We start from the raw sequence: 18612 nt of genomic DNA, 5'->3' as shown, positions 1-18612 counted from the left end.
CGGCAGGCAGACGGCGGGGGCGGGGTGGATGAAGTCCGAGGTCGCACAGACACAGGGGTGGGCGTCGACGCTGGACGCGGTGGTGGTGTACGCGCAGGGCGCGCTGTGCACCCGCGTCGCCCGGGGCACCGTACCGGAGGACGGCCGGGTGCGGGTGACGGGGCTGCCGCGGTCGATGGACCCGGGGTCGCTCCGCGCACGGGTGACCGGTGGGAGCGGCGTACGTGTCACCGAGGTCCGGGTCGAGGTGGACGCCGAACCGGCCGGCGCCGAGGACGCCGACGCGCTGCGGCGCGAGATGGAGCGGCTGCGGGACGCGCACGCGGCGATCCAGGCGCGGCGCGACCGGCAGGCGAAGATGATCGGTGAGATCGCCGCGCTGCGCCCGGTGCCGCCCACCCGTGAGCCCGGGGACCCGCCGCGTCCCACGCCCGCCGACGCCTGGCTGCGTCTCGCCGAGTTCGTCGACGAGCGGCTGCGGGCGCACCAGCTCCGGCTGACCGCGCTGGAGGAGGAGCTGCGCCAGGCCGAGCACGAGCTTGCGGTGGCGACGGACCGGTGGACCCGTGCCTCCACCGACGTGCCGTCCGAGCACATCGCGACGAGCGTGGTCGCCGTCCTCACACTCGACGGCGCGACGCCGGACGCCGGGCCGGTGGAACTGGAGCTGGAGTACGGCGTCCCGGGTGCCGTCTGGGTCCCCGCGTACCGCCTCCTCCACCGGCAGGGCGAGGACGGCGGCACGCTCGTGCTGCGGGCCTCGGTGGCGCAGCGCACCGGCGAGGACTGGACCGGCGTCCGGCTCGCCCTGGCCACCGCGGATCTGCGCCGCCGCACCGATCTGCCGAGGCTGCGCTCGCTCCGGGTGGGACGGCGGCAGCCCGCTCCCGCGCCGTCCGGCTGGCGGGAACCCCCGGCGGGGCTCGCCGACCTCTTCTCCGGGTACGACGCGGCGGGCCCGCGCCCCGTGCCCACTCCCCCGCGTGCCGCTCCGGTCCCGCCGCCGCCGATGCCCCCGGGATACGGCGTGGCGCCCGCCGCGCTGCCCGAGCCTGGCGGGCCGGCCGCGCCCGGGGCCGCTCCCTTCCAAACCGCCCCGCCCCCACCGCCCGCGCCGCAGGCGTTCGGGATGCCGCCGGCCGGCTTCGCGAGTGCCCCGCCCGCCTTCGACGTGGGAGCGCCTGCCGCGGCACCGGCACAGCGGTCGCGGCGGGCGGGAGCCGCCCCCATGGCGCCGCCGCCGTCACCGCCGGCCGCCGCGCCGCCCCGGCCCAGCGGGGCCGAACTGGACTACACCGCGCTCGTGCTGTCCGGTGCCGACGAGTCCGGTGACCGCCGGGGCCGGCTGTTCCCCGGCGCGTCGTACGACGCACGGGCGGACGAGCTCCGCCGGCGCGCCGAGTCGGTGGCCGCGCTGCCGCTGCCGGGGCACGCCGTACGGCCCCGGGCGTCCGCGGGGTCCTTCGACCATCGCCATGACGCGGTCGCCCGCGCCGACATCCCCTCCGACGGTGTCTGGCACACGGTCACCGTGACGGAGATCCCGGTGGGGCTGCGCACCGAGTATCTGTGCGTGCCGTCCGTGGAGCAGACGGTGTACGCGACGGTCTTCCTCTCCAACGCCACCGACCAGGCGCTGCTCGCCGGGCCGGTCGAGGTGATGAGCGGTGACGACTTCCTGACCACCGCCGCGCTGCCCACGCTGGCCCCCGGCGGCCTCCGCCGGATGGGGCTGGGACCGGCCGAGGGCATCCGGGTCACCCGCCGCACCGAGCTGCGCGAGTCGACGGCCGGCCTGCGGAACAACACGACGGTGCTCGCGCACCGCGTCCATGTGGAGCTGGCCAACCGGCTCGCGCACCCCGTCACCGTCGAGGTGCACGAGCAGGTCCCGGTGACGTCCGAAGCGGACGTACGCATCGACGAGCAGGCCGACTGGACGACACCGGAGCAGGACGCCGACCGCTACGCCCCGGGCACCCGCGTCTGGCGCGTCGACCTGCCCGCCGGCGGCGAAACCGCCATCGACGGCGGCTACGACATCCGCGTCCCGGCCGCCAAGGCCCTGGTCGGCGGCAACCGGAGGAGCTGACACCATGCCCACGGACACCCTGCCGGTCCCGCTGCCCGTCACCGCCGTGACCTGCCTGGAGGACCGCGCCCACATCGAGCGCACCGCCGACCTGGACGTCGGCGCCGGCGTCCAGCGGCTGCGCCTCGGCCCGGTGAGCGCGCTCGCGGTCGACCGCACCCTGCACGCCGACCTCTCCGGCGACGTCGAGGCGGACGTCCTCGACGTACGGATCGTGCGGACCTGGACGCCTCGCGGGCCGCGGCCCGCCCCGGACGACTCCGCGCTGCGCACCCGGGTCCGCGCCCTCGAGGAGGAGCAGCGCACGCTCGGGCACACCCGCGACCGGCTGCGCGCCCGGCTCGACCTCCTCGGCCGGCTCGCCGCCGACCTGCTGCGGGACATCGCCGAGGGCGCGGGTTCCGGCGAGACCGACGAGGGGCGCTGGACCCGTGAGCTCGACCGGGTCGACGCCGAACGCGACACCTGCGCGGAGGAACTGCGGGCCGCCGAGGCCCGATCGACGGCGCTCGCCGGCGAACTGGCGCAGGCGTCCCAGGCGCTCGGGCTCGCCGAGCAGCGGCCCGCCGAACTGGTCGGGCATGTCGAGCTGACCGTGCGGTCCGAGGCCGCCGGGCGGCTCCGGCTGCGGCTGACCCACCTCACGGCGTGCGCGCTGTGGCGCCCCGCCTACCGGGCGGTGCTCGACGGCGACGCGGTGACGCTGGAGACCGACGCGATGGTCTGGCAGCGCACCGGCGAGGACTGGTCGGACGTACGGCTCACCCTGTCCACGGCGCGTTCGGCGCTGACGACGGATCCGCCGCGGCTGACCGAGGACCGTCTCACGCTGAAGGACCGTACGGCCGAGGAGCGCCGCACGGTCGACGTGGAGCTGCGCGAGGAGGACATCGCGGAGCTCGGCCCGACGGCGGTCGTCGGCCTGCCCGGCGTGGACGACGGCGGCCAGACACGCGTCCTGCACTCCCCCGCGCCTGTGTCGGTCCCCTCGGACGGCCGGGCCCACCGGGTGCCGGTCACGAAGGTCACGACGCCCGCGCGCAGCCAGTACGCCGCTTCGCCCGAGCTGTCACCGCTGGTCACACAGGTGGTGCGGTTCGACAACACCTCCGGTCACGCCCTGCTGGCCGGGCCCGTGGACCTGGTCCGGGGCAGCGGCTTCACCGGCCGCGGCACGCTGGAGTTCACAGCACCGGGCGCCCCCGTGGAGCTCGCCTTCGGCAGCCACGACGACTACCGGGTGGTCCGCCACACCGAGGAGTCCCGGGACACGGCCACGCTCACACAACGCACGGTGATCACCCGCACGGTCCGCCTGCACATCTCCCGCTTCTCCGCACCCGACGCTCACGGCGACCAGATCGTGGCCCTACGGGAACGCATCCCGGTCTCCGAGGTGTCGGCGGTCGAGGTACGACTCCGCAAGGAGGCGTGCACCCCGGAGCCGGACACGATCGACGCGGACGGAATCGCCCGCTGGGACCTGCCCCTGCCCCCGGGCGGCCGCCGCACGATCACCCTGGTGTACGAACTCTCCGCGAGCGGCAAGGTGGTGGGGTTGTGAGACGCCGGATCCTGCTTCTGGCCGCCTCGCTGCTGGCCTCGGGATGCACGGCAGGGGACTCGGAGGGCGGTTTCGCCCTGGACAAGGACGGGATCGCGACGGTGGCGAAGGACGACAGGGACCTCGCGCCGGATCTGTCGGGCCGTACCCTGCACGGCGAGCGCCTCTCCGTGGCCTCCTACCGGGGCGAGATCGTCGTGCTGAACGTGTGGGGGTCGTGGTGCACGCCGTGCCGCAGGGAAGCCCCGCACTTCGAGAAGGTCCATGAGGACCTCAAATCCCAGGGCGTGCGGTTCGTCGGCATCAACGTCGGCGACCCCCGGGCCGCTCACGCCCGTTCCTTCGAGAAGGAGTTCGGCGTCACGTACCCGAGCCTGCACGACCCGACCAGCAAGCTGATGCTCCGTTTCGAGAAGGGCACGCTGAGCCCGACGACGATTCCGTCGACGCTCGTGCTCGACCGGGACGGCAGGATCGCGGCCCGCTCGCTGGCCGCGCTCGGCGAGGACGGTCTGCGCCGGATGATCTCGCCGGTCCTGGCGGAGGGGTGAGCGGCGGCGACACGACGGGGCCGCCCTGAAGGGGGCGGCCCCGGGGTGCTTCAGGCGGTCACTCGATGATGATTCTGAAGGTGCTGGTCGTGTTGCGGATGTCCTGGGCGTTGCCGTTCATGCGCAGGTTGCGGAAGACGGCCTCGCCGACTGCTGGGCCCTGACCGGGTTCGGGCAGCTCGTTGGCCCAGATGCCGAAGCCGGACTTGGCGTCGAACGCGTCGCCGCTCTTCTTGGAGTCCGTGATGGAGATGTCGGTGAAGATGGTGTCCTTCACCGGGAACTGCGCTTGCCCGTTGACGTAGTTGGTCTGGAACATCACGCCTCCGTAGGTGGAGTCGCTGATGTCGACGTCGTCGACCCGGATGCCCTGGAAGACCTTCGAGGCGGAGAACGCCCAGATGGCGGGGAAGACCTGCGAGCCCCAGAAGTGGCCGCCGGTGCGTTCCAGGGAGACGTTCTCGATCGTGGTGGGCTCGGTCCCGAAGCCGTTCATCGGGTAGCCGAAGTCCAGCGAGGAGATCGTGATGCCGGAGTAGACGAGGGTGTCGGCGACGCGGATGTTGCGGAAGGTGTTGTCGTAGCCGCCGTAGACGGCGATGCCGGCCGCGCGCCAGGTCAGGGTGGAGGTCAGGTTCTCGTAGAGGTTGTTCTTCTCGTCGGCGCCGCCGGCGTCGATCGCCGAGAAGAGGGCGAAGCTGTCGTCGCCGGTGGCGCGGGCGTCGTTGTTGACGACGTGGTTGTCCGTCGAGCCGTTCGTCATGTTGACGCCGTCGGCGAACAGGTCGCGGATACGGGAGTTCTTGATGGTCATGTTGTCGGTGTTGGCGCCCCAGTAGAGGCACACCATGTGCTCGACCCAGATGTCGTCGATGGTGATGTCGGAGACGTTGGAGAAGTCGAACACCTTGCCCGGGCCGTCGATCCGGGACGTGTAGTTGCCGAAGTAGGCGAACCCGGCGAACGTGGAACCCTTCGCACTGGCCTCGGCGCGGAAGCCGACGTCGGTGTTCTCCTGCGAGGCGGGGGCGTGGAACCGGGTGAACCACGGCCCGGCGCCGACGACCTCGACCGCCTTGCCGTACACCTGGAACTTGCTCGACGTCTCGTAGTCGCCGGCGGGCAGATAGACGCCGACGAGTGTGCCGGTGGTGTCCATACGGACCTTGTCGAGGGCGTTCTGCACGTCCTGGTGGGAGAACCCGGCCGGGACCGCGTAGGCGGCCGGGTCGGGGTTGGCCTTCGCCGTCGCCTGTTCGGTGTTGACGAAGTCGATCGCGTACGTCGAGGAGTTGGCGGCGTCCTTCTGCAGCCGGATCCGGGAGCCGGCCGGCACGGTCCTGCCGAGGTGGACGTTCGCCTCGTCGTAGATGTGCCGGGGGGCGCCGGCGCCGGGTGAGTTGCCGGGCGCGGCCTCGTTGCCGTACAGCCAGGCGTACTTGGAGGTGAGGTCGACGGGCTTCAGGAACTGCCCGTCGACGTAGACGTTGAGCGTGGTGTTCGTGCCGTCGGGGATGGAGAAGCGCGTCACCAGGGTGTTGGTGGCGGCGCGGGTGGTCCACTCGACGTACTGACCGGTGCCGTCGAGGGTGACGGCCTTGCGGCCGCTGGCCTCGCCCGCCACGTCGCCGATGGTGCGGTTGGGGCCGACGACCTTGGCTCCGCCGCCGACCGTGCCGTCCTCGGCCTCGTACATGTCGTACGGCATGTCGGCGCCGCGGCCGACGAACAGCGGGTGCGTGGTGGTGTTGTTGGCCCGCTTGACGGGCAGTTCGTTGGCGTCGTCGGCGATGACCGTCTTCACGGTGTACTTGCCGTTCGCGGCCGTCCAGGTGCCGAGGCGGACGGGCGCGGTGGTCTGGCCCGCCGCGATGGCGCCGGTGTGGGAGCCGGTGAGCGTCTTGACGGTGGCTCCCTTGGCGTCCTGGACGGTCAGGGTGATGCCGTGGGCGCCGGACGCGGAGGCCACCGAGCCCTGGTTCCTCAGGGCGACGGTGAACGTGACGTCGTCCCCGGCGGAGGCGCTGGTGGGCGTCCAGGAGACGGGGGCGGCGAGCAGGTCGGAGCTGGCGACCGGCTTGACGACGAGGGCGTCGGGCCGGGTGTAGGTGTTGTTCGCCTCGTTCTGCTCGATGACCTTCTCGGACGGGTCGACCTCGGCGCCGACCGGGTAACTGCCCGCGTCCCGGGTGCCGATGCTCGCGGTGACGGCCTTCGACTCGCCGGCCGCGAGAGCCGGGACGTCGGCGGTGGACGCCTTGCTGCCGGCGAGGGTGAAGTCGAGGTCGGTGGCCTTGGACGCCCTGGTGCCGCTGTTGGTGACGGTCGCGGTCAGGCTGACAGCGTCCGACTCGACGGGGGCCGAGGGGGTGTGGGTGATGCCGGTGACCTTGAGGTCGGGGTTGGCGGCCGGGGTGCCGATGACCTGGAGTTCGGCGACCTGGGCGCCCGGGGCTCCGGAGTTGGCGGTGAACCGCAGCCGGATGTCGGCCGCGGCGCCGGAGACCGGGATGGTCACGCTGTTCCCGCTCGCCGGGTTGAACGTGTACTCCTTGGCGGCGGCGAGGGTCTCGAAGGTCGTGGCGTCCTGGTCGCGGCCGAGGACCTGGATGTTCTGGGTGCGGGTGGACCAGGCGGGGTCGGGGTTGAGCTTGACGACGACCCGGTCGAGGTCGGCGTTGGCGCCGAGCTTCGTGGTGAGGGTGGCCGGGTAGGCGCCGCCGCCGCTCTCCCAATAGGTGGCGATCTGCCCGTCGTTGGCGTTCGCGGCGACATAGGTGAAGACGGTCGAGGACGCCTCGACGGGCTTGCCCTGGGCGAGGTCGGAGCCGGCCGTCGTACCGGGGCGGGTGACGCTGTTGCTGGCAGGCGACACGTTCCCGGCGGCGTCCTTCGCCTTCACGTGGTAGGTGACCGTGGCCCCGGCGGACGGGGTGTGGGTGTACGTCGTCACGTCGCCCGCCACGGACTTCACCAGCTCGTTGTTGGCGTACACGTCGTAGCCGGTGACCTTGACGTTGTCGCTGGACGCCTGCCAGGTCAGCTTCACGTCCCCGCCGGACTGCGTGAAGGCGAGGTTCGCGGGCGCGGTGGGTGGCTGGGCGTCGCCGCCCGACCCCTTGCGGGTGACGCTGTCGCTGTCGGCGGAGACGTTGCCCGCGGCGTCCTTGGCGCGGACGAAGTAGGTCACGTCGTCGCCGACGGGCTGGGTGTCGGTGTAGGTCAGCACGTTCCCGGCGACGCTCGCCCGCAACTGCCCGTTGGCGTAGACGTCGTAGCCGGTGACGCCGGTGTCGTCGGTCGCGGCGCTCCAGGTGAGCCGGATCTGCCCGGTGGCGGGCTCGGTGTAGGCCAGGTTCGCCGGCGCGGAGGGCGCCCGGGTGTCCCCCGTGGCGGGCCCGTACACCTCCAGCTCGGACACCTGGCCCGCGGGCCAGCCGGTGTTGGCGGTGATCAGGACGCGGACGTACCGGGTCGTCGTGGCGTCGAAGGAGAGGGTCACGGACTGGTCGTTGCCGCTGTCGAAGGTGTAGGCCTTGGAGGCGGTCAGGTCGGTGAAGTTCCGGTCGTCGGTCGAGCCCTGGAGTTTGAGGGTCTGGCTGCGGCTCGGCCAGCCGGCGGGCAACCGCAGCGTCACCTCGTTCACCTTGACTGAGGAGCCGAGGTCGACCTGCAGCCACTGCGGGAAGGCGTTGTTCCTGCTCTCCCAGTAGGTGGCGCGGCTGCCGTCACCGGCGTTCGCTGCGCCGTAGACGTCCGCGTGCCCGCTCTCCGTGAAGGGCTTGCCCTGGGCCAGGTTGGGGGTGGCGGCGGCGCTCGTGAGGACCTGCATCTCGGCGAGCTGGGCGGTGCCGGCGACCGAGTTGGAGCTGAAGTCGGCGCGGACGTATCGGGCGAGGGTGGCCGGCACGGTAATGCGGACCGTGTTGCCGTCGCCCGGGCTGAAGACGTAGCGCTTCGACGGCTTGAGCGTGGCGAACGTCCTGCCGTCGGCGCTGCCCTGGAGGGCCAGCGTCTGTGTGCGGGCCTTCCAGTGTTCGGGCAGGCGCAGCACGACCTGCCGGACACGCTTGTCGCGTCCGAGGTCCGTCTGGACCCACTGGGCGGACTCCTTCGCGGCCTGCCAGTAGGTGTCGGTGTCGCCGTCGGTGACGGCGACCGCCGCGTGGGCTTTCCGGGCGCTGCCGGCCGTGGCCGGGGCGGTGGCGGCGGCGTCAGGGCCGCCGGCCGCGTGGGCGCCGACGGCCGGCAGGCCCAGCACCGCGACGGCACACGCGAGCAGGGCGGTTGCCGTGCGCCGTCTCGGAGTTCTCGGCTTGGGTCGAGTCATGCGGGGTCACTTCCTGGGGAGGCTCGCACGCCGGGGCGGCGAGGGCGGCTCGTTCCTGAGGTGGTGCCAGGTGGTGCCAGGTGGTGCCAGGCAGTGCGCGGGGGCAGAATTTTGCAGTGATTCATCGAAATATTGCAGAGCACTGTGGGCCGGTCTACTGTCGCGGCAGCACAAATTTCACCAAAATCCCTCAGCGGCGGGCGCGGGAGGCCCTACGGCGGCGCCGGCCGGGCCGCCTCGGCACTCAACGGCCGCGCTCACGACGGCCACTGGGCCACATCAGGAAGCACTGGAGCCGCGCGGCGACCTGCCGTTCACTTACGCACCGACAGCGCAAGTGAACGCAAAGACGCGCAACTTCTTGCGTGACGATGCCACGCGCAGCGCATGGACTTTCAACGCGTCAGATACGCCTGCACAGCCGGTGCGTACCGCTCGACCAGTTCGTCCACCGCCGTAGCGCGCACTTCCGTGCCCCGTGCGATGCCGTACATGACGCCGAGGCCGAGAAGGGTGGCGACGGCCAGTTCGGCGCGCAGGCCCGCGTCGGGGCCGTCGAGGCGCGCGGTGATGCGCTCGGTCACCTGGCGGCGGAAGTTGGCGCGCAGGATGTCGCCCTGCTCGCCGTGCAGCGGCGCGAACACGATCCGCAGCAGCGGGTCGGCGCCCTGCTCGGACTGGCTGACCAGCACATGCCGGACCATATGGGCGCCGAGCCCCTCCAGCGGCGCGGCCAGCAGGGCGTCGGCGTCGGCCTCGAAGGACATGACCCGGGCGAACAGGGTGTCCTTGTTGCCGAAGTACTTGAGGATCAGCGGCGGGCTGACGCCGGCGCGGTCGGCGACGGACTTGAGGGTGATGTCGGCGTGCGCGTGCCGGGCCAGCAGATACCGGGCGGCCCGGAGGATGGCCGCCTTGGTGGCGGCGGCGTCCCTGCGGGCCGGTGTGGGCGTGACGGGTGGAGTGCTCACGGCACTCATGCTCCCTCCAGCGCCTCGTCCCACGCGCCCCGGGGGCCGTTCTCGGTGCCGCGCACGACATCGCCGGTGCCGCCGGCCGGTTCCGCGGGAATGCACCAGGCGGCTACGGCGGCCACCACGGCGACGGCGCCCGCCATGACGAACGCCAGGAGATACCCGTGCAGCGTCGGCACCGGCACCCCCGCGACGGGACTGGTGTGGTGCACGAGGATCGCGGCCACGGCGGCGCTCGAACCGGCCTGGCCGATCGTGCGCATCAGGACGTTGACGCCGTTGGCGGAGGCCGTCTGCTCGGCCGGGACGGCCCGCAGGATGAGGGTGGGGAGCGCCGAGTACGCGAGCGTGGTGCCGACGGCGACGACGGTGGCCCCGGTGATGATCATCCACAGGTCCCGGCTGTCGGCGATGCGGAGGGCGTACCCGGCCGCGATGACCAGGGCGCCGAGGGCGAGGGTGACGCGGGGGCCGCGCGTGGCGGAGATCCGGGCGGAGACGGGCGACAGCAGCAGCATGACGACACCGCCGGGCAGCAGGCAGAGGCCGGTGGCGACGATGGACAGCCCCAGCCCGTACCCGGTGGCCGCGGGGGCCTGCACCAACTGGGCCGTCACGAGGGTGTTGGCGTAGAACGCGAACCCGGCGAGCAGCGCTGCCACATGCGACAGGCCGACCCTCGGCCGGGCCACCAGCCGCAGATCCACCAGCGGCTCCCGGGAGCGCAGTTGCTGCGCGCACCACAGGCCGAGCACCACGACGGCCCCGGCGAACAGGCCGACGACCCGGGCGCTCCCCCAGCCCCACTGACCGCCCTGCGAGACGCCGAGGAGCAGGCACACCAGTCCGACGGCGAGGCCCAGCGCGCCCGTGACGTCGAAGCGGCCCGGCTGCCGGACCGGGGACTCCCGTACGGCCCAGAAGACCAGCATGACCCCGGCGGCACCGAGGGCGCTCGTCACCCAGAACATCGTGTGCCAGTCCGCGTACTGCACGATCAGGGCGGCCAGCGGAAGGCCCAGCGCGGCGCCGATACCCACCGTGGAACTCATGAGCGCGACGGCCGACCCGCGGCGTGCGGGCGGCAGTTCGTCGCGCAGGATGCTGATGGAGAGCGGAACGACCGCGGCGGCAGCCCCGGACAGGGTGCGGGCGGCGATCAGGACCCGGATGTCGGAGGACAGGGCGCACAGGACCGAGCCCGCGGTCATCAGGGTGAGCGCCGCCATGAGGACCCGCCGCTTGCCGTACATGTCGCCGGCCCGGCCCAGCACGGGGGTCAGTACTGCCCCGGACAGCAGGGTCGCGGTGACCATCCAGGAGACCGCGCCCGGCGAGGCGCCGGTCAGCGCGGGCAGGTCGGGCAGCAGGGGCACGACCACCGTCTGCATGAGGGCCATGAGGATGCCGCCGTAGGCGAGCACCGGCACGGTGAGCCGCCCCTCGAGGCCGCCCTTGGTGAGCGGCTCGGCTATGTCGGCGGATCGGTCCATCGGCACGTCACTCCAGCGGGGAGCGCCTGGTGGGGCGGTGGGCTGATGAGGTGAATGGCTATTCACCTTAACCGGTGAATAGCCATTCACCCAAGCTCGTGAGGTTTCCTGCCCAGCGATCAACGGCAGGCCGACCTCCACCCTCCCTTGCTCAGGGCGCCCCGCACCCGTACGCTCACCGGCCATACCGACTGGACGGTAGGTACACCCGTGAGGGCGCCCCCGTCCACCGGTGGCACCGCTTCGCCGACCTCCAGGGAGCCTCCGCACATGTCCGGAACCAATCACCAGGTACGTCTGGCCGCGCGTCCCGTGGGCGAGCCGCGACCCACCGACTGGGAGCACACGGAGGAGCCGGTCGGCGAGCCCGGCGACGGCGAGTTCCTGGTCCAGGTGCTCTACCTGTCGATCGACCCGGCGATGCGCGGCTGGATGAACGCGGGCCGCTCCTACATCCGCCCCGTGGAGATCGGCGAGGTCATGCGCGCGGGCGCGATCGGCCGTGTGATCGCCTCACGCCACCCCGGGTTCGCCGTGGGCGACCACGTATCGGGCTCGTTCGGCGTGCAGGAGTTCTGCGTCTCCGACGGGCGCGGCGTGACGACGGTCGACCCGGCGGTCGCCCCGCTGCCGACGTACCTGGGCGCCCTCGGCATGTCCGGGCTGACCGCCTACTTCGGCCTGGTGGACATCGGGCGCCCCGAGCCGGGACAGACGGTGGTCGTCTCGGGCGCCGCCGGAGCCGTCGGCAGCGTCGCCGGTCAGGTCGCCAAGGCCCTCGGCTGCCGGGTCGTCGGCATCGCGGGCGGCGAGGAGAAGTGCCGGCTGCTGGTGGACGAGTTCGGGTTCGACGCCGCGATCGACCACCGCGGCGAGGACATCCGCAAGGCGCTGCGCACCCACGCGCCGGACGGCGTCGACGTCTACTTCGACAACGTCGGCGGCGACGTCCTGGACGCCGTCCTGCCCCGGCTGGCGCGCGGCGCCCGCGTCGTCGTCTGCGGCGCCATCTCCCAGTACAACAGCACCGAGCCGAAGGGCCCGGCCAACTACCTCTCCCTCCTGGTCAACCGGGCCACCATGACGGGGATGGTCGTCTTCGACTACGCCGACCGGTACCCGGAGGGCGTGGCCCAGCTGGCGGCGTGGCGGACCGAGGGGCGGCTCACCTCCCTGGAGGACGTCGCGACCGGCGGTGTGGCGGCCTTCCCCGACACCCTGATGCGCCTGTTCCGCGGCGAGAACCGCGGAAAGCTCGTCCTGAAGATCGCGGACTGAACGGGCGGGACGGGAGGGGAGAGCGATGAAGGCACTGACCTTCCACGGCCGGCACGACATGCGGTACGGCGATGTCCCGGACCCGGCCGTCACCAGCCCCACGGACGCGGTCGTCGAGGTGACCACGGCCGGTATCTGCGGCAGCGACCTGCACATCTACACCGGCCATCCGTTCAGTCCCGAGCTCGGCTACACACCGGGCCACGAGTGCGTGGGCGTGGTCGCCGACACCGGGGGCGAGGTCACCGGCTTCCGGCCCGGCGACCGGGTGCTGGTGCCCGCCTCGGTCGGCTGCACCCGCTGCCGGACCTGCGCGGCCGGTTTCACGGCCCGCTGCGAGCGCGCGACGTCGAGCCTGGATCTCTGCTACGGCGTGAGCCCGCGACTCCCGGGCAGTCAGGCCCAGTTCCTGCGGGTTCCGCACGCCGACATCAACCTGGTGCGGCTGCCCGAGGGCATCTCCGACGAGGCGGCCGTCGTCCTCACCGACAACGCCCCCACCGCCTGGTACGGCTGCCGCCGTGCCCGTATCCAGCCCGGTGAGACGGTCCTGGTCGTCGGTCTGGGCCCGGTCGGGCTGATGGCCGCGCAGTCCGCCTTCGCGATGGGGGCCGCACGGGTGCTCGGCGCCGATCTGGTGCCGGAGCGCCGCGCGTTCGCCGCCTCCTTCGGCGTCGAGCCGGTGGAGGGTGACGACCAGAAGGCCGCCGTCCGTGAGCTGACCGACGGCCGGGGACCGGACGTCGTGGTGGAGGCCGTGGGCTCGGACGCCACCATCGAACTGGCCCTCAAGGCGGTGCGGCCGGCGGGCCGGGTCAGCGTGATCGGGGTCAGCCACAGCAAGGCGTTTCCCTTCCACATGGGGCTGGCGCAGATCAAGGAGCTCGAGTTCCACATCGGGCTCTGCTCGATCCACTACGAGCTGCCGCCCCTGATCGCCCTCGCGCAGAGCGGCCGGATCACCCCCGAGGCCGTGGTCTCGCACCGCTTCCCGCTGTCGGAGGGCGCGGCGGCGTACGCCCTGTTCGCCGACCGGTCGGACGGGGTCCGCAAGATCCTCCTGGACCCGACGGGCTGACCGGGCCGGTTCAGGTCGCGCGGGAGCGGATGGTCATGCCGGGGCGCCTGCGGTGCACCGTCACATACGACAGACCTTGCTCCCCCGCGGCCAGGGCGCGCCGGCTGCCGTGGGGCAGCCACAACAGACCGCCGGTGGTGAGGTCTTCGTCGCCACCCGAACCGGTGACGGTGCCCTCCCCCGCGACGACGAGGAGCAGGACGTCGAGGTCGGGTTCGACGTGCGGGTCGACCCGGCGGCCCGGCGGCAGGTGCACGACGTTGGCGTCCAGCTGCCGCCCCGGCTCGCTCAGTTTCCACAGGACCCCGGCCGGCGCCGGGGCCTCGGTGAGCGCCGTGACGTCGCACAGCAGCCGCGCGAGCGGCTCCTCCTCCGGGCCGGTCGATCCACCCTGGTCGCCCACGAGCCGTTCCTTCCGATCGGGTGCCGGGGCGATCATACGGAAGCGGCGCGGCCGTCGGGTCCGGCGACGGCCGCGCCGCGTCCGCTCAGATGGAGAACCGCTCCTTGCGCAGCAGAGGCCGCACGCGGCTCGCGAACCCGCCCGTGCGGAACGGGGCCTGGAGCAGGCCGGGGCGCAGTCGCTGGGCGAGCGCGGCGATGACCATGCCCTGGTCGAGGGCGAGGACGAAGTCGCTGACCCGTCCGGTGGTGACGTCGACCGAGTCGCGGAAGCCGTACCGGTCGTCGTAGGCGCCGAAGGCCCGGTCCAGGCCGCGCAGGTTGGCGACGGCCTCGGTGGGCGCCTGCGCGAGGGCGAGGAAGTTGGCGTGCGGGGTGACGACGCCGAGCGACCGGTAGCCCTCCTCCTGCATGCCGAGGGCGTCGACGCCGTACTCGCTGTAGCCGCCCTCGGGGACGGAGGCCGGGGAGAAGCCCCAGTAGCCGTAGCCCTCTTCGGCCAGGCCGTGTTCGATCTGGGCGCGGACGTACCGCTGGTGGGTGAGGCCCCAGGAGCGTGGCGACCACTCGGACTCGGGGACGAAGAGCGGGACCATCAGGGCCTCGAACATCGAGCCGCCCCAGGTGGGGACGACGTCGAGACCCCGGTAGGTGTAGTGCCCCTGCCACACACGGACGCCGTCGATCTCGGTGTACGCGCCGCTCGGCTCCTGTTCCTGGCCCGCCCCCGGCAGCAGCGTGCGGAACAGGTGCCAGTAGTGGTCGGAGGGCACCGAGCCGTCCGCGATGCCGAGGTAACTGGCCATGCGGGGCTCGGTGTTGAGCGCCCCGTAGTGGTGGCCGGTGGGCTCTCCCTTGCCGGGTCTGTCGGGCCAGTAGCCGCCGCGCAGCTGGCCCGGTCCGGCGACCGGGTCCGCCGGGTCGTAGGGCGTGTAGTAGTACGACCAGTCGGCGTCGGCGAGGAGTGCGGCGACGCGCGGGCGCAGGGCGGGGTCGGCGTCGGCGGCGATGCGCAGACCGGTCACCAGCCAGGCGTTGTCGACGGTGGAGAGGAAGGGCCGGACGGGGTCGCCGGTCTCGGGCCAGGCGGTCAGCAGGGAGCCGTCGTGGGCGTCGTACCAGTTGAACCAGAACCCGTGGGCGCGCTCGAGCCGTTCGACGGCGCTCAGGGCTCGCTCCAGGCGGCGGTGCATGGTGCTCTCGGAGATGAGCCCGAGTCCGGCGGCGGCGACCGTGGACCACAGGCCGCAGCCGATGTTGGTCGGCGAGGTCTGTGCGGAGGGTACGGGGGTGCCGCTGCCGCTGACGTCGATCTTGTCGGTGGCCAGGCCGAGTTCGGTCGTCATGGCCTCCATGGAGCGGTAGGTCGCGGCGAACCACTCCATGAGCAGGCGGCGTTCGCCGGAGGGAGCCGCGTGGGCGGTGAGCGGCGTGGCGCAGGTGAGGGCCGCGGCGGTGCCGGCGGCGGCGGTGATGAAGCGTCGGCGGTTCATCGGTCTGGCTCCCTGGGGTGAGGGGACGGACGGTGTGGTGCCGGGAAGTGCGAGGTCGAGGCGGGGCCGGCCGGTGTCAGGGGCCGGCCGGCCCGCGCCTGTCAGGGGCGGCCGTGGGACGGGGGCGTGCGGGAGGCGACCCCGTCCGGGCCGGCGGTCAGTCGCCGATGCGGGGCAGGGCGCGGTCGCGGGCGAGGCCGCCCAGCCAGACCGCGGACGGCTTGGCCGTACGGGCGAAGGTGACGGGGTCGACCGCGATGAGGCCGAAGGTGGGCCGGTAGGAACCCCACTCGTAGTTGTCGAGCGCGCTCCACGCCAGATAGCCGCGGACGTTGAGCCCGTCGTCGAGGCAGCCGGCGACGGCGTCGAGGGCGCCGGTGTAGTAGTCGATCCGGCGGCTGTCGTCGGCGGTGGCGATGCCGTTCTCGGTGACGATCAGCGGGGTGTCGTCGCCCAGGACGGCGGCGGTGTGCCGCAGGGCGTGGCCGACGGCCGTCGGGTAGTACTCCCACTGGGTGAGGGTGCGCTCGGCGTCCTCGGGTGCGGGGATCGGGCCGTCGGCGCCGATCTTGGTCCGGGTGTAGGACTGCACGCCGATCCAGTCGTCGCCGCGGGCGGCCTCGATGAAGACGTCCTCGCGCGGGTGCCGGTAGTCGGCGGTGATCCGCTCGGCGCCGGGGAGGGCCTGGTACACCTGGTTCGCAATGGTCCAGCCGACCTTGATGTCGGGGTGCCGGTCGCGGAGCGTCTTCACGGCCGCGTGGTGCGCGGCGATGATCGCGTGGGTGGTCTCCTCGTCCGGAGTGGGCAGCCCGGCGGGCGGGAAGCCCTGGTCGCCGGCCTTCTTCAGACCGGCCATCACGGCGATCATGTTGGGCTCGTTGATGGTGCAGACGTACGGCACCCCGTCGGCGATGATCGGCGCGCAGTGCTCGACGTAGCGGGCGAAAAGGTCGGCGGCTCCGTCCGCGGTCCAGCCGCCGCGGTCCTCGAACCACTGCGGGACGGTGAAGTGGTGCAGGGTCACCATGGGGCGCAGACCGCGGGCGATCGCGCCCTCGACCATCCGGCGGTAGTGCGCGATCTCGGCGTGGGAGAAGGTGCCCTGGACCGGCTCGATCCGGGACCACTCGACGCCGAAGCGGTAGTCGGTGAAGCCGAGCTCGGCGAGGAGGTCCATGTCCTCGTCCCAGCGGTGGTAGCTGTCGCAGGCGTCGAGGCTGGGCTCCTCGATCCCGGCGGCGGGGTCGTGCTCCTTGCGCCACCAGTCGCTGTTGACGTTGTTCCCCTCGATCTGGTGTCCGGCGGTGGAGGCCCCCCACAGGAAGCCGTCGGGGAAGGGGGTGGTGCGGTGCGTCATCGTGTGTGGCTGTCTTTCCGTGGGTGGGGGTGTGGGGGTCGTCCGGGCACGACGGCCCGGCCCGGTGGCGTACGGGACGGCGGCCGGGCGGGTACGGGGGGCGCGGTGGGGCCCACCTGAGGCTGGGCCTGCTCGAGGCCGGGCCTACTTGAGGCCGGCCGTGGCCACGCCCTGGGTGAAGTGCCGCTGCAGGACGGCGAAGACGAACAGGACAGGCAGGACCACGAGCAGCGAGCCGGCCATCAGCATGCCGTTGCCGCCGGCGACGGTGCGGTTGGGATCGTTGGCGAAGGTCGCCAGCGCCACCGGCAGCGTGTACTTGTCAGGGTCGTTGGTGGCGATCAGGGGCCAGATGAAGTTGTTCCAGGAGCCGAGGAACGTGAAGATCGTCAGCGTGGCGAGGGCGGGCTTGACCAGCGGCATCACGATGCGCCAGAAGATGTACCACTCCCCCGCGCCGTCGAGGCGGGCCGCCTCCAGCAGCTCGTCGGGGACCTGGAGCATGAACTGCCGCATGAGGAACACCCCGAAGGCGCCCGCCGCGAACGGCAGCACCAGACCCGCGTAGGTGTCGATCAGCCCCATGCCGTTCATCAGGACGTACAGCGGCAGGATCATGAGGTTGCCGGGGACCATGAGGGCGGCCAGGACCAGGCCGAAGACCTTGGAGCGGCCGGTGAAGTCGAGCTTGGCCAGCGCGTAGCCCAGCATCGAGCAGAACACCAGGTTGCTGACGGTCACCAGGACGGCCACGATCGCCGAGTTCAGGAAGTACCGCGGCATGTCGAGCTGGTCGAGCAGGGCGGCGAAGTTGTCCAGCGTCCAGTGGGTGGGGATCCACACCGGCGGGCTCGCCGTGAGGTCCTGCCGGCTCTTGAACGCGGACAGCGCCATCCACAGGAACGGGGTGGCCATCACCAGCAGTCCGAGCGAGGCGACGGCGTACAGCAGGGGCTTGCGCGCACGTCCGGTGCGGCGCGGCCGGTGCGCCTTGGCGGCTGTCTCGGCGGTCATCGGGTGTTGTCCTTCAGCAGGCGGAGCTGGAGCACCGTGATGCCCATGATCACGACGAACAGGACGTACGCCATGGCGCCGGCGTAGCCCATGTGGAAGAAGTTGAAGCCCTCCCGGTACATGTCGAGCGACACCGTCAGGGTGGAGTCGGACGGGCCGCCCTGGGTCATCACGAACGGTTCCTCGAAGACGTTGAGGTAGCCGATGGAGGTGATGACGGTGGCGTAGAGCAGGGTGGGCCGCAGCAGCGGGACGGTGATGCGGCGCAGTTCCTGCCAGGCGCCCGCGCCGTCCAGCCGGGCCGCCTCACGGACCTCCGTGGGGATCGCCTGGAGGCCGGCGATGCACAGCACCATGACGGTGCCGAGGTTGCGCCACACCGCCATGGCGATGAGCGACGGCATCGCCCAGGTCTCGGAGCCGAGGAAGTCGGGTGCGGTGACGCCGAGTTCGGTGGCGAGGGAGGCGACGAGCCCGTCGGACGGGTCGAGGACGAACCGCCAGACGATGGCCACCGCGACGATCGTCGTGACGACCGGCGCGTAGAAACCGATCCGGAAGAGCGTACGGGCGCGGTCGATGCCGTTGTTGAGGAGGATCGCCGCGAGCAGCCCGAGCAGGATGGTCGCCGGTACGCCGACGACGACGAAGTACGCCGTGTTGAACAGGGCCTTGAGGAAGGTCTCGTCCTGGAACAGCCGGATGTAGTTGTCCAGGCCGACGAACTCCGCCTCCAGCGGGCGGGTGACATGGCGGGCCCCGAAGTCGGTGAAGCTCATCAGGAGCGTGGCGACGATCGGGAAGAGCATGAACAGCCCGAACAGCACCAGGAAGGGTGTGGAGAACAGCCATCCGGTCAGGTTGTGCCTGCTCAGGGACCGGCGCCCGCGGGGTGCGGGGGTACTGCCGGGCCCGGGACTCTTGTCGACGGCCGCGTGGGGGGCGGCCGGTCCTGTCGTGAGGGACATGAGGGGGGAGCTCTC

The 18612-nt window shown here is 72.2% G+C and carries 13 protein-coding genes; 5 read left to right on the top strand and 8 right to left on the bottom strand.

Annotated features, from left to right (window positions below; all coding sequences use genetic code 11):
- Positions 1-28: 28 nt before the first annotated feature.
- The 3 genes from DC008_RS33280 to DC008_RS33270 are packed head-to-tail and all read left to right on the top strand — an operon-like array spanning position 29 to position 4207.
- Positions 29-2092 (top strand): DUF4139 domain-containing protein, encoded by a 2064-nt coding sequence (locus tag DC008_RS33280; protein WP_108710194.1) that lies wholly within the window; start codon positions 29-31, stop codon positions 2090-2092.
- Positions 2093-2096: 4 nt separating this feature from the next.
- Positions 2097-3656, top strand: coding sequence for a mucoidy inhibitor MuiA family protein (locus DC008_RS33275; protein ID WP_108710193.1), 1560 nt, complete (start codon positions 2097-2099; stop codon positions 3654-3656).
- Positions 3653-4207: a TlpA family protein disulfide reductase gene (locus DC008_RS33270; protein WP_108710192.1), complete on the top strand. Its 555-nt coding sequence runs from the start codon at positions 3653-3655 to the stop codon at positions 4205-4207. The genes DC008_RS33275 and DC008_RS33270 overlap by 4 nt, the downstream gene beginning before the upstream one ends.
- Before the next feature lie 58 nt (positions 4208-4265).
- Here DC008_RS33270 and DC008_RS33265 read toward each other — a convergent pair whose 3' ends face one another.
- The 3 genes from DC008_RS33265 to DC008_RS33255 form a co-directional block, all read right to left on the bottom strand.
- The gene (locus DC008_RS33265) at positions 4266-8537 is read right to left on the bottom strand and encodes a galactose-binding domain-containing protein (protein ID WP_108710191.1); all 4272 of its coding nucleotides are present in this window, start codon (positions 8535-8537) and stop codon (positions 4266-4268) included.
- A gap of 395 nt (positions 8538-8932) precedes the next feature.
- Positions 8933-9517: a TetR/AcrR family transcriptional regulator gene (locus tag DC008_RS33260; protein ID WP_108710190.1), complete on the bottom strand. Its 585-nt coding sequence runs from the start codon at positions 9515-9517 to the stop codon at positions 8933-8935.
- Positions 9514-11004, bottom strand: coding sequence for an MFS transporter (locus tag DC008_RS33255; protein WP_108710189.1), 1491 nt, complete (start codon positions 11002-11004; stop codon positions 9514-9516). Before DC008_RS33255 ends, DC008_RS33260 begins: the two co-directional genes overlap by 4 nt.
- A 270-nt stretch (positions 11005-11274) precedes the next feature.
- Between DC008_RS33255 and DC008_RS33250 the strand changes: the two genes are divergently transcribed.
- Both DC008_RS33250 and DC008_RS33245 read left to right on the top strand, forming a co-directional pair.
- Positions 11275-12282: an NADP-dependent oxidoreductase gene (locus DC008_RS33250; protein WP_108710188.1), complete on the top strand. Its 1008-nt coding sequence runs from the start codon at positions 11275-11277 to the stop codon at positions 12280-12282.
- A 25-nt stretch (positions 12283-12307) separates the two neighbouring features.
- Positions 12308-13360 carry an alcohol dehydrogenase catalytic domain-containing protein gene (locus DC008_RS33245; protein WP_108710187.1) on the top strand — a complete coding sequence of 351 codons (1053 nt, stop codon included), beginning with the start codon at positions 12308-12310 and terminating at the stop codon, positions 13358-13360.
- Between the two features lie 10 nt (positions 13361-13370).
- On the opposite strand, the gene DC008_RS33240 is transcribed toward DC008_RS33245, so the two are convergent.
- From DC008_RS33240 to DC008_RS33220, 5 genes are all read right to left on the bottom strand, one after another.
- Positions 13371-13763, bottom strand: coding sequence for a cupin domain-containing protein (locus DC008_RS33240; RefSeq protein WP_108710981.1), 393 nt, complete (start codon positions 13761-13763; stop codon positions 13371-13373).
- An 85-nt stretch (positions 13764-13848) separates the two neighbouring features.
- On the bottom strand, positions 13849-15255 hold the full coding sequence (locus DC008_RS33235; protein ID WP_108710186.1) for a glucoamylase family protein: 1407 nt from the start codon (positions 15253-15255) through the stop codon (positions 13849-13851).
- A 157-nt stretch (positions 15256-15412) separates the two neighbouring features.
- On the bottom strand, positions 15413-16615 hold the full coding sequence (locus tag DC008_RS33230) for a glycoside hydrolase family 1 protein (protein WP_108710185.1): 1203 nt from the start codon (positions 16613-16615) through the stop codon (positions 15413-15415).
- A gap of 144 nt (positions 16616-16759) precedes the next feature.
- A complete protein-coding gene (locus DC008_RS33225; RefSeq protein WP_108710184.1) occupies positions 16760-17629 on the bottom strand; it encodes a carbohydrate ABC transporter permease in 870 nt (289 codons plus the stop codon).
- Complete coding sequence (locus DC008_RS33220) at positions 17626-18597, bottom strand: carbohydrate ABC transporter permease (protein ID WP_108710183.1); 972 nt, start codon at positions 18595-18597, stop codon at positions 17626-17628. The genes DC008_RS33225 and DC008_RS33220 overlap by 4 nt, the downstream gene beginning before the upstream one ends.
- Between the last annotated feature and the right edge of the window lie 15 nt (positions 18598-18612).

It is taken from the genome of Streptomyces nigra (assembly GCF_003074055.1).
GTDB lineage: Bacteria > Actinomycetota > Actinomycetes > Streptomycetales > Streptomycetaceae > Streptomyces > Streptomyces nigra.
Note: the sequence above shows the minus strand (reverse complement) of the source record. Positions and strands in the feature narration are given on the sequence as shown.

What these genes read in the sequence shown, in the direction of transcription:
- DC008_RS33260 (WP_108710190.1), bottom strand. Translation starts at nt 9,517, where the DNA reads ATGAGTGCCGTGAGCACTCCACCCGTCACGCCCACACCGGCCCGCAGG.
- DC008_RS33235 (WP_108710186.1), bottom strand. Translation starts at nt 15,255, where the DNA reads ATGAACCGCCGACGCTTCATCACCGCCGCCGCCGGCACCGCCGCGGCC.
- DC008_RS33220 (WP_108710183.1), bottom strand. Translation starts at nt 18,597, where the DNA reads ATGTCCCTCACGACAGGACCGGCCGCCCCCCACGCGGCCGTCGACAAG.
- DC008_RS33245 (WP_108710187.1), top strand. Translation starts at nt 12,308, where the DNA reads ATGAAGGCACTGACCTTCCACGGCCGGCACGACATGCGGTACGGCGAT.
- DC008_RS33255 (WP_108710189.1), bottom strand. Translation starts at nt 11,004, where the DNA reads ATGGACCGATCCGCCGACATAGCCGAGCCGCTCACCAAGGGCGGCCTC.
- DC008_RS33275 (WP_108710193.1), top strand. Translation starts at nt 2,097, where the DNA reads ATGCCCACGGACACCCTGCCGGTCCCGCTGCCCGTCACCGCCGTGACC.
- DC008_RS33265 (WP_108710191.1), bottom strand. Translation starts at nt 8,537, where the DNA reads ATGACTCGACCCAAGCCGAGAACTCCGAGACGGCGCACGGCAACCGCC.
- DC008_RS33230 (WP_108710185.1), bottom strand. Translation starts at nt 16,615, where the DNA reads ATGACGCACCGCACCACCCCCTTCCCCGACGGCTTCCTGTGGGGGGCC.
- DC008_RS33250 (WP_108710188.1), top strand. Translation starts at nt 11,275, where the DNA reads ATGTCCGGAACCAATCACCAGGTACGTCTGGCCGCGCGTCCCGTGGGC.
- DC008_RS33225 (WP_108710184.1), bottom strand. Translation starts at nt 17,629, where the DNA reads ATGACCGCCGAGACAGCCGCCAAGGCGCACCGGCCGCGCCGCACCGGA.
- DC008_RS33280 (WP_108710194.1), top strand. Translation starts at nt 29, where the DNA reads ATGAAGTCCGAGGTCGCACAGACACAGGGGTGGGCGTCGACGCTGGAC.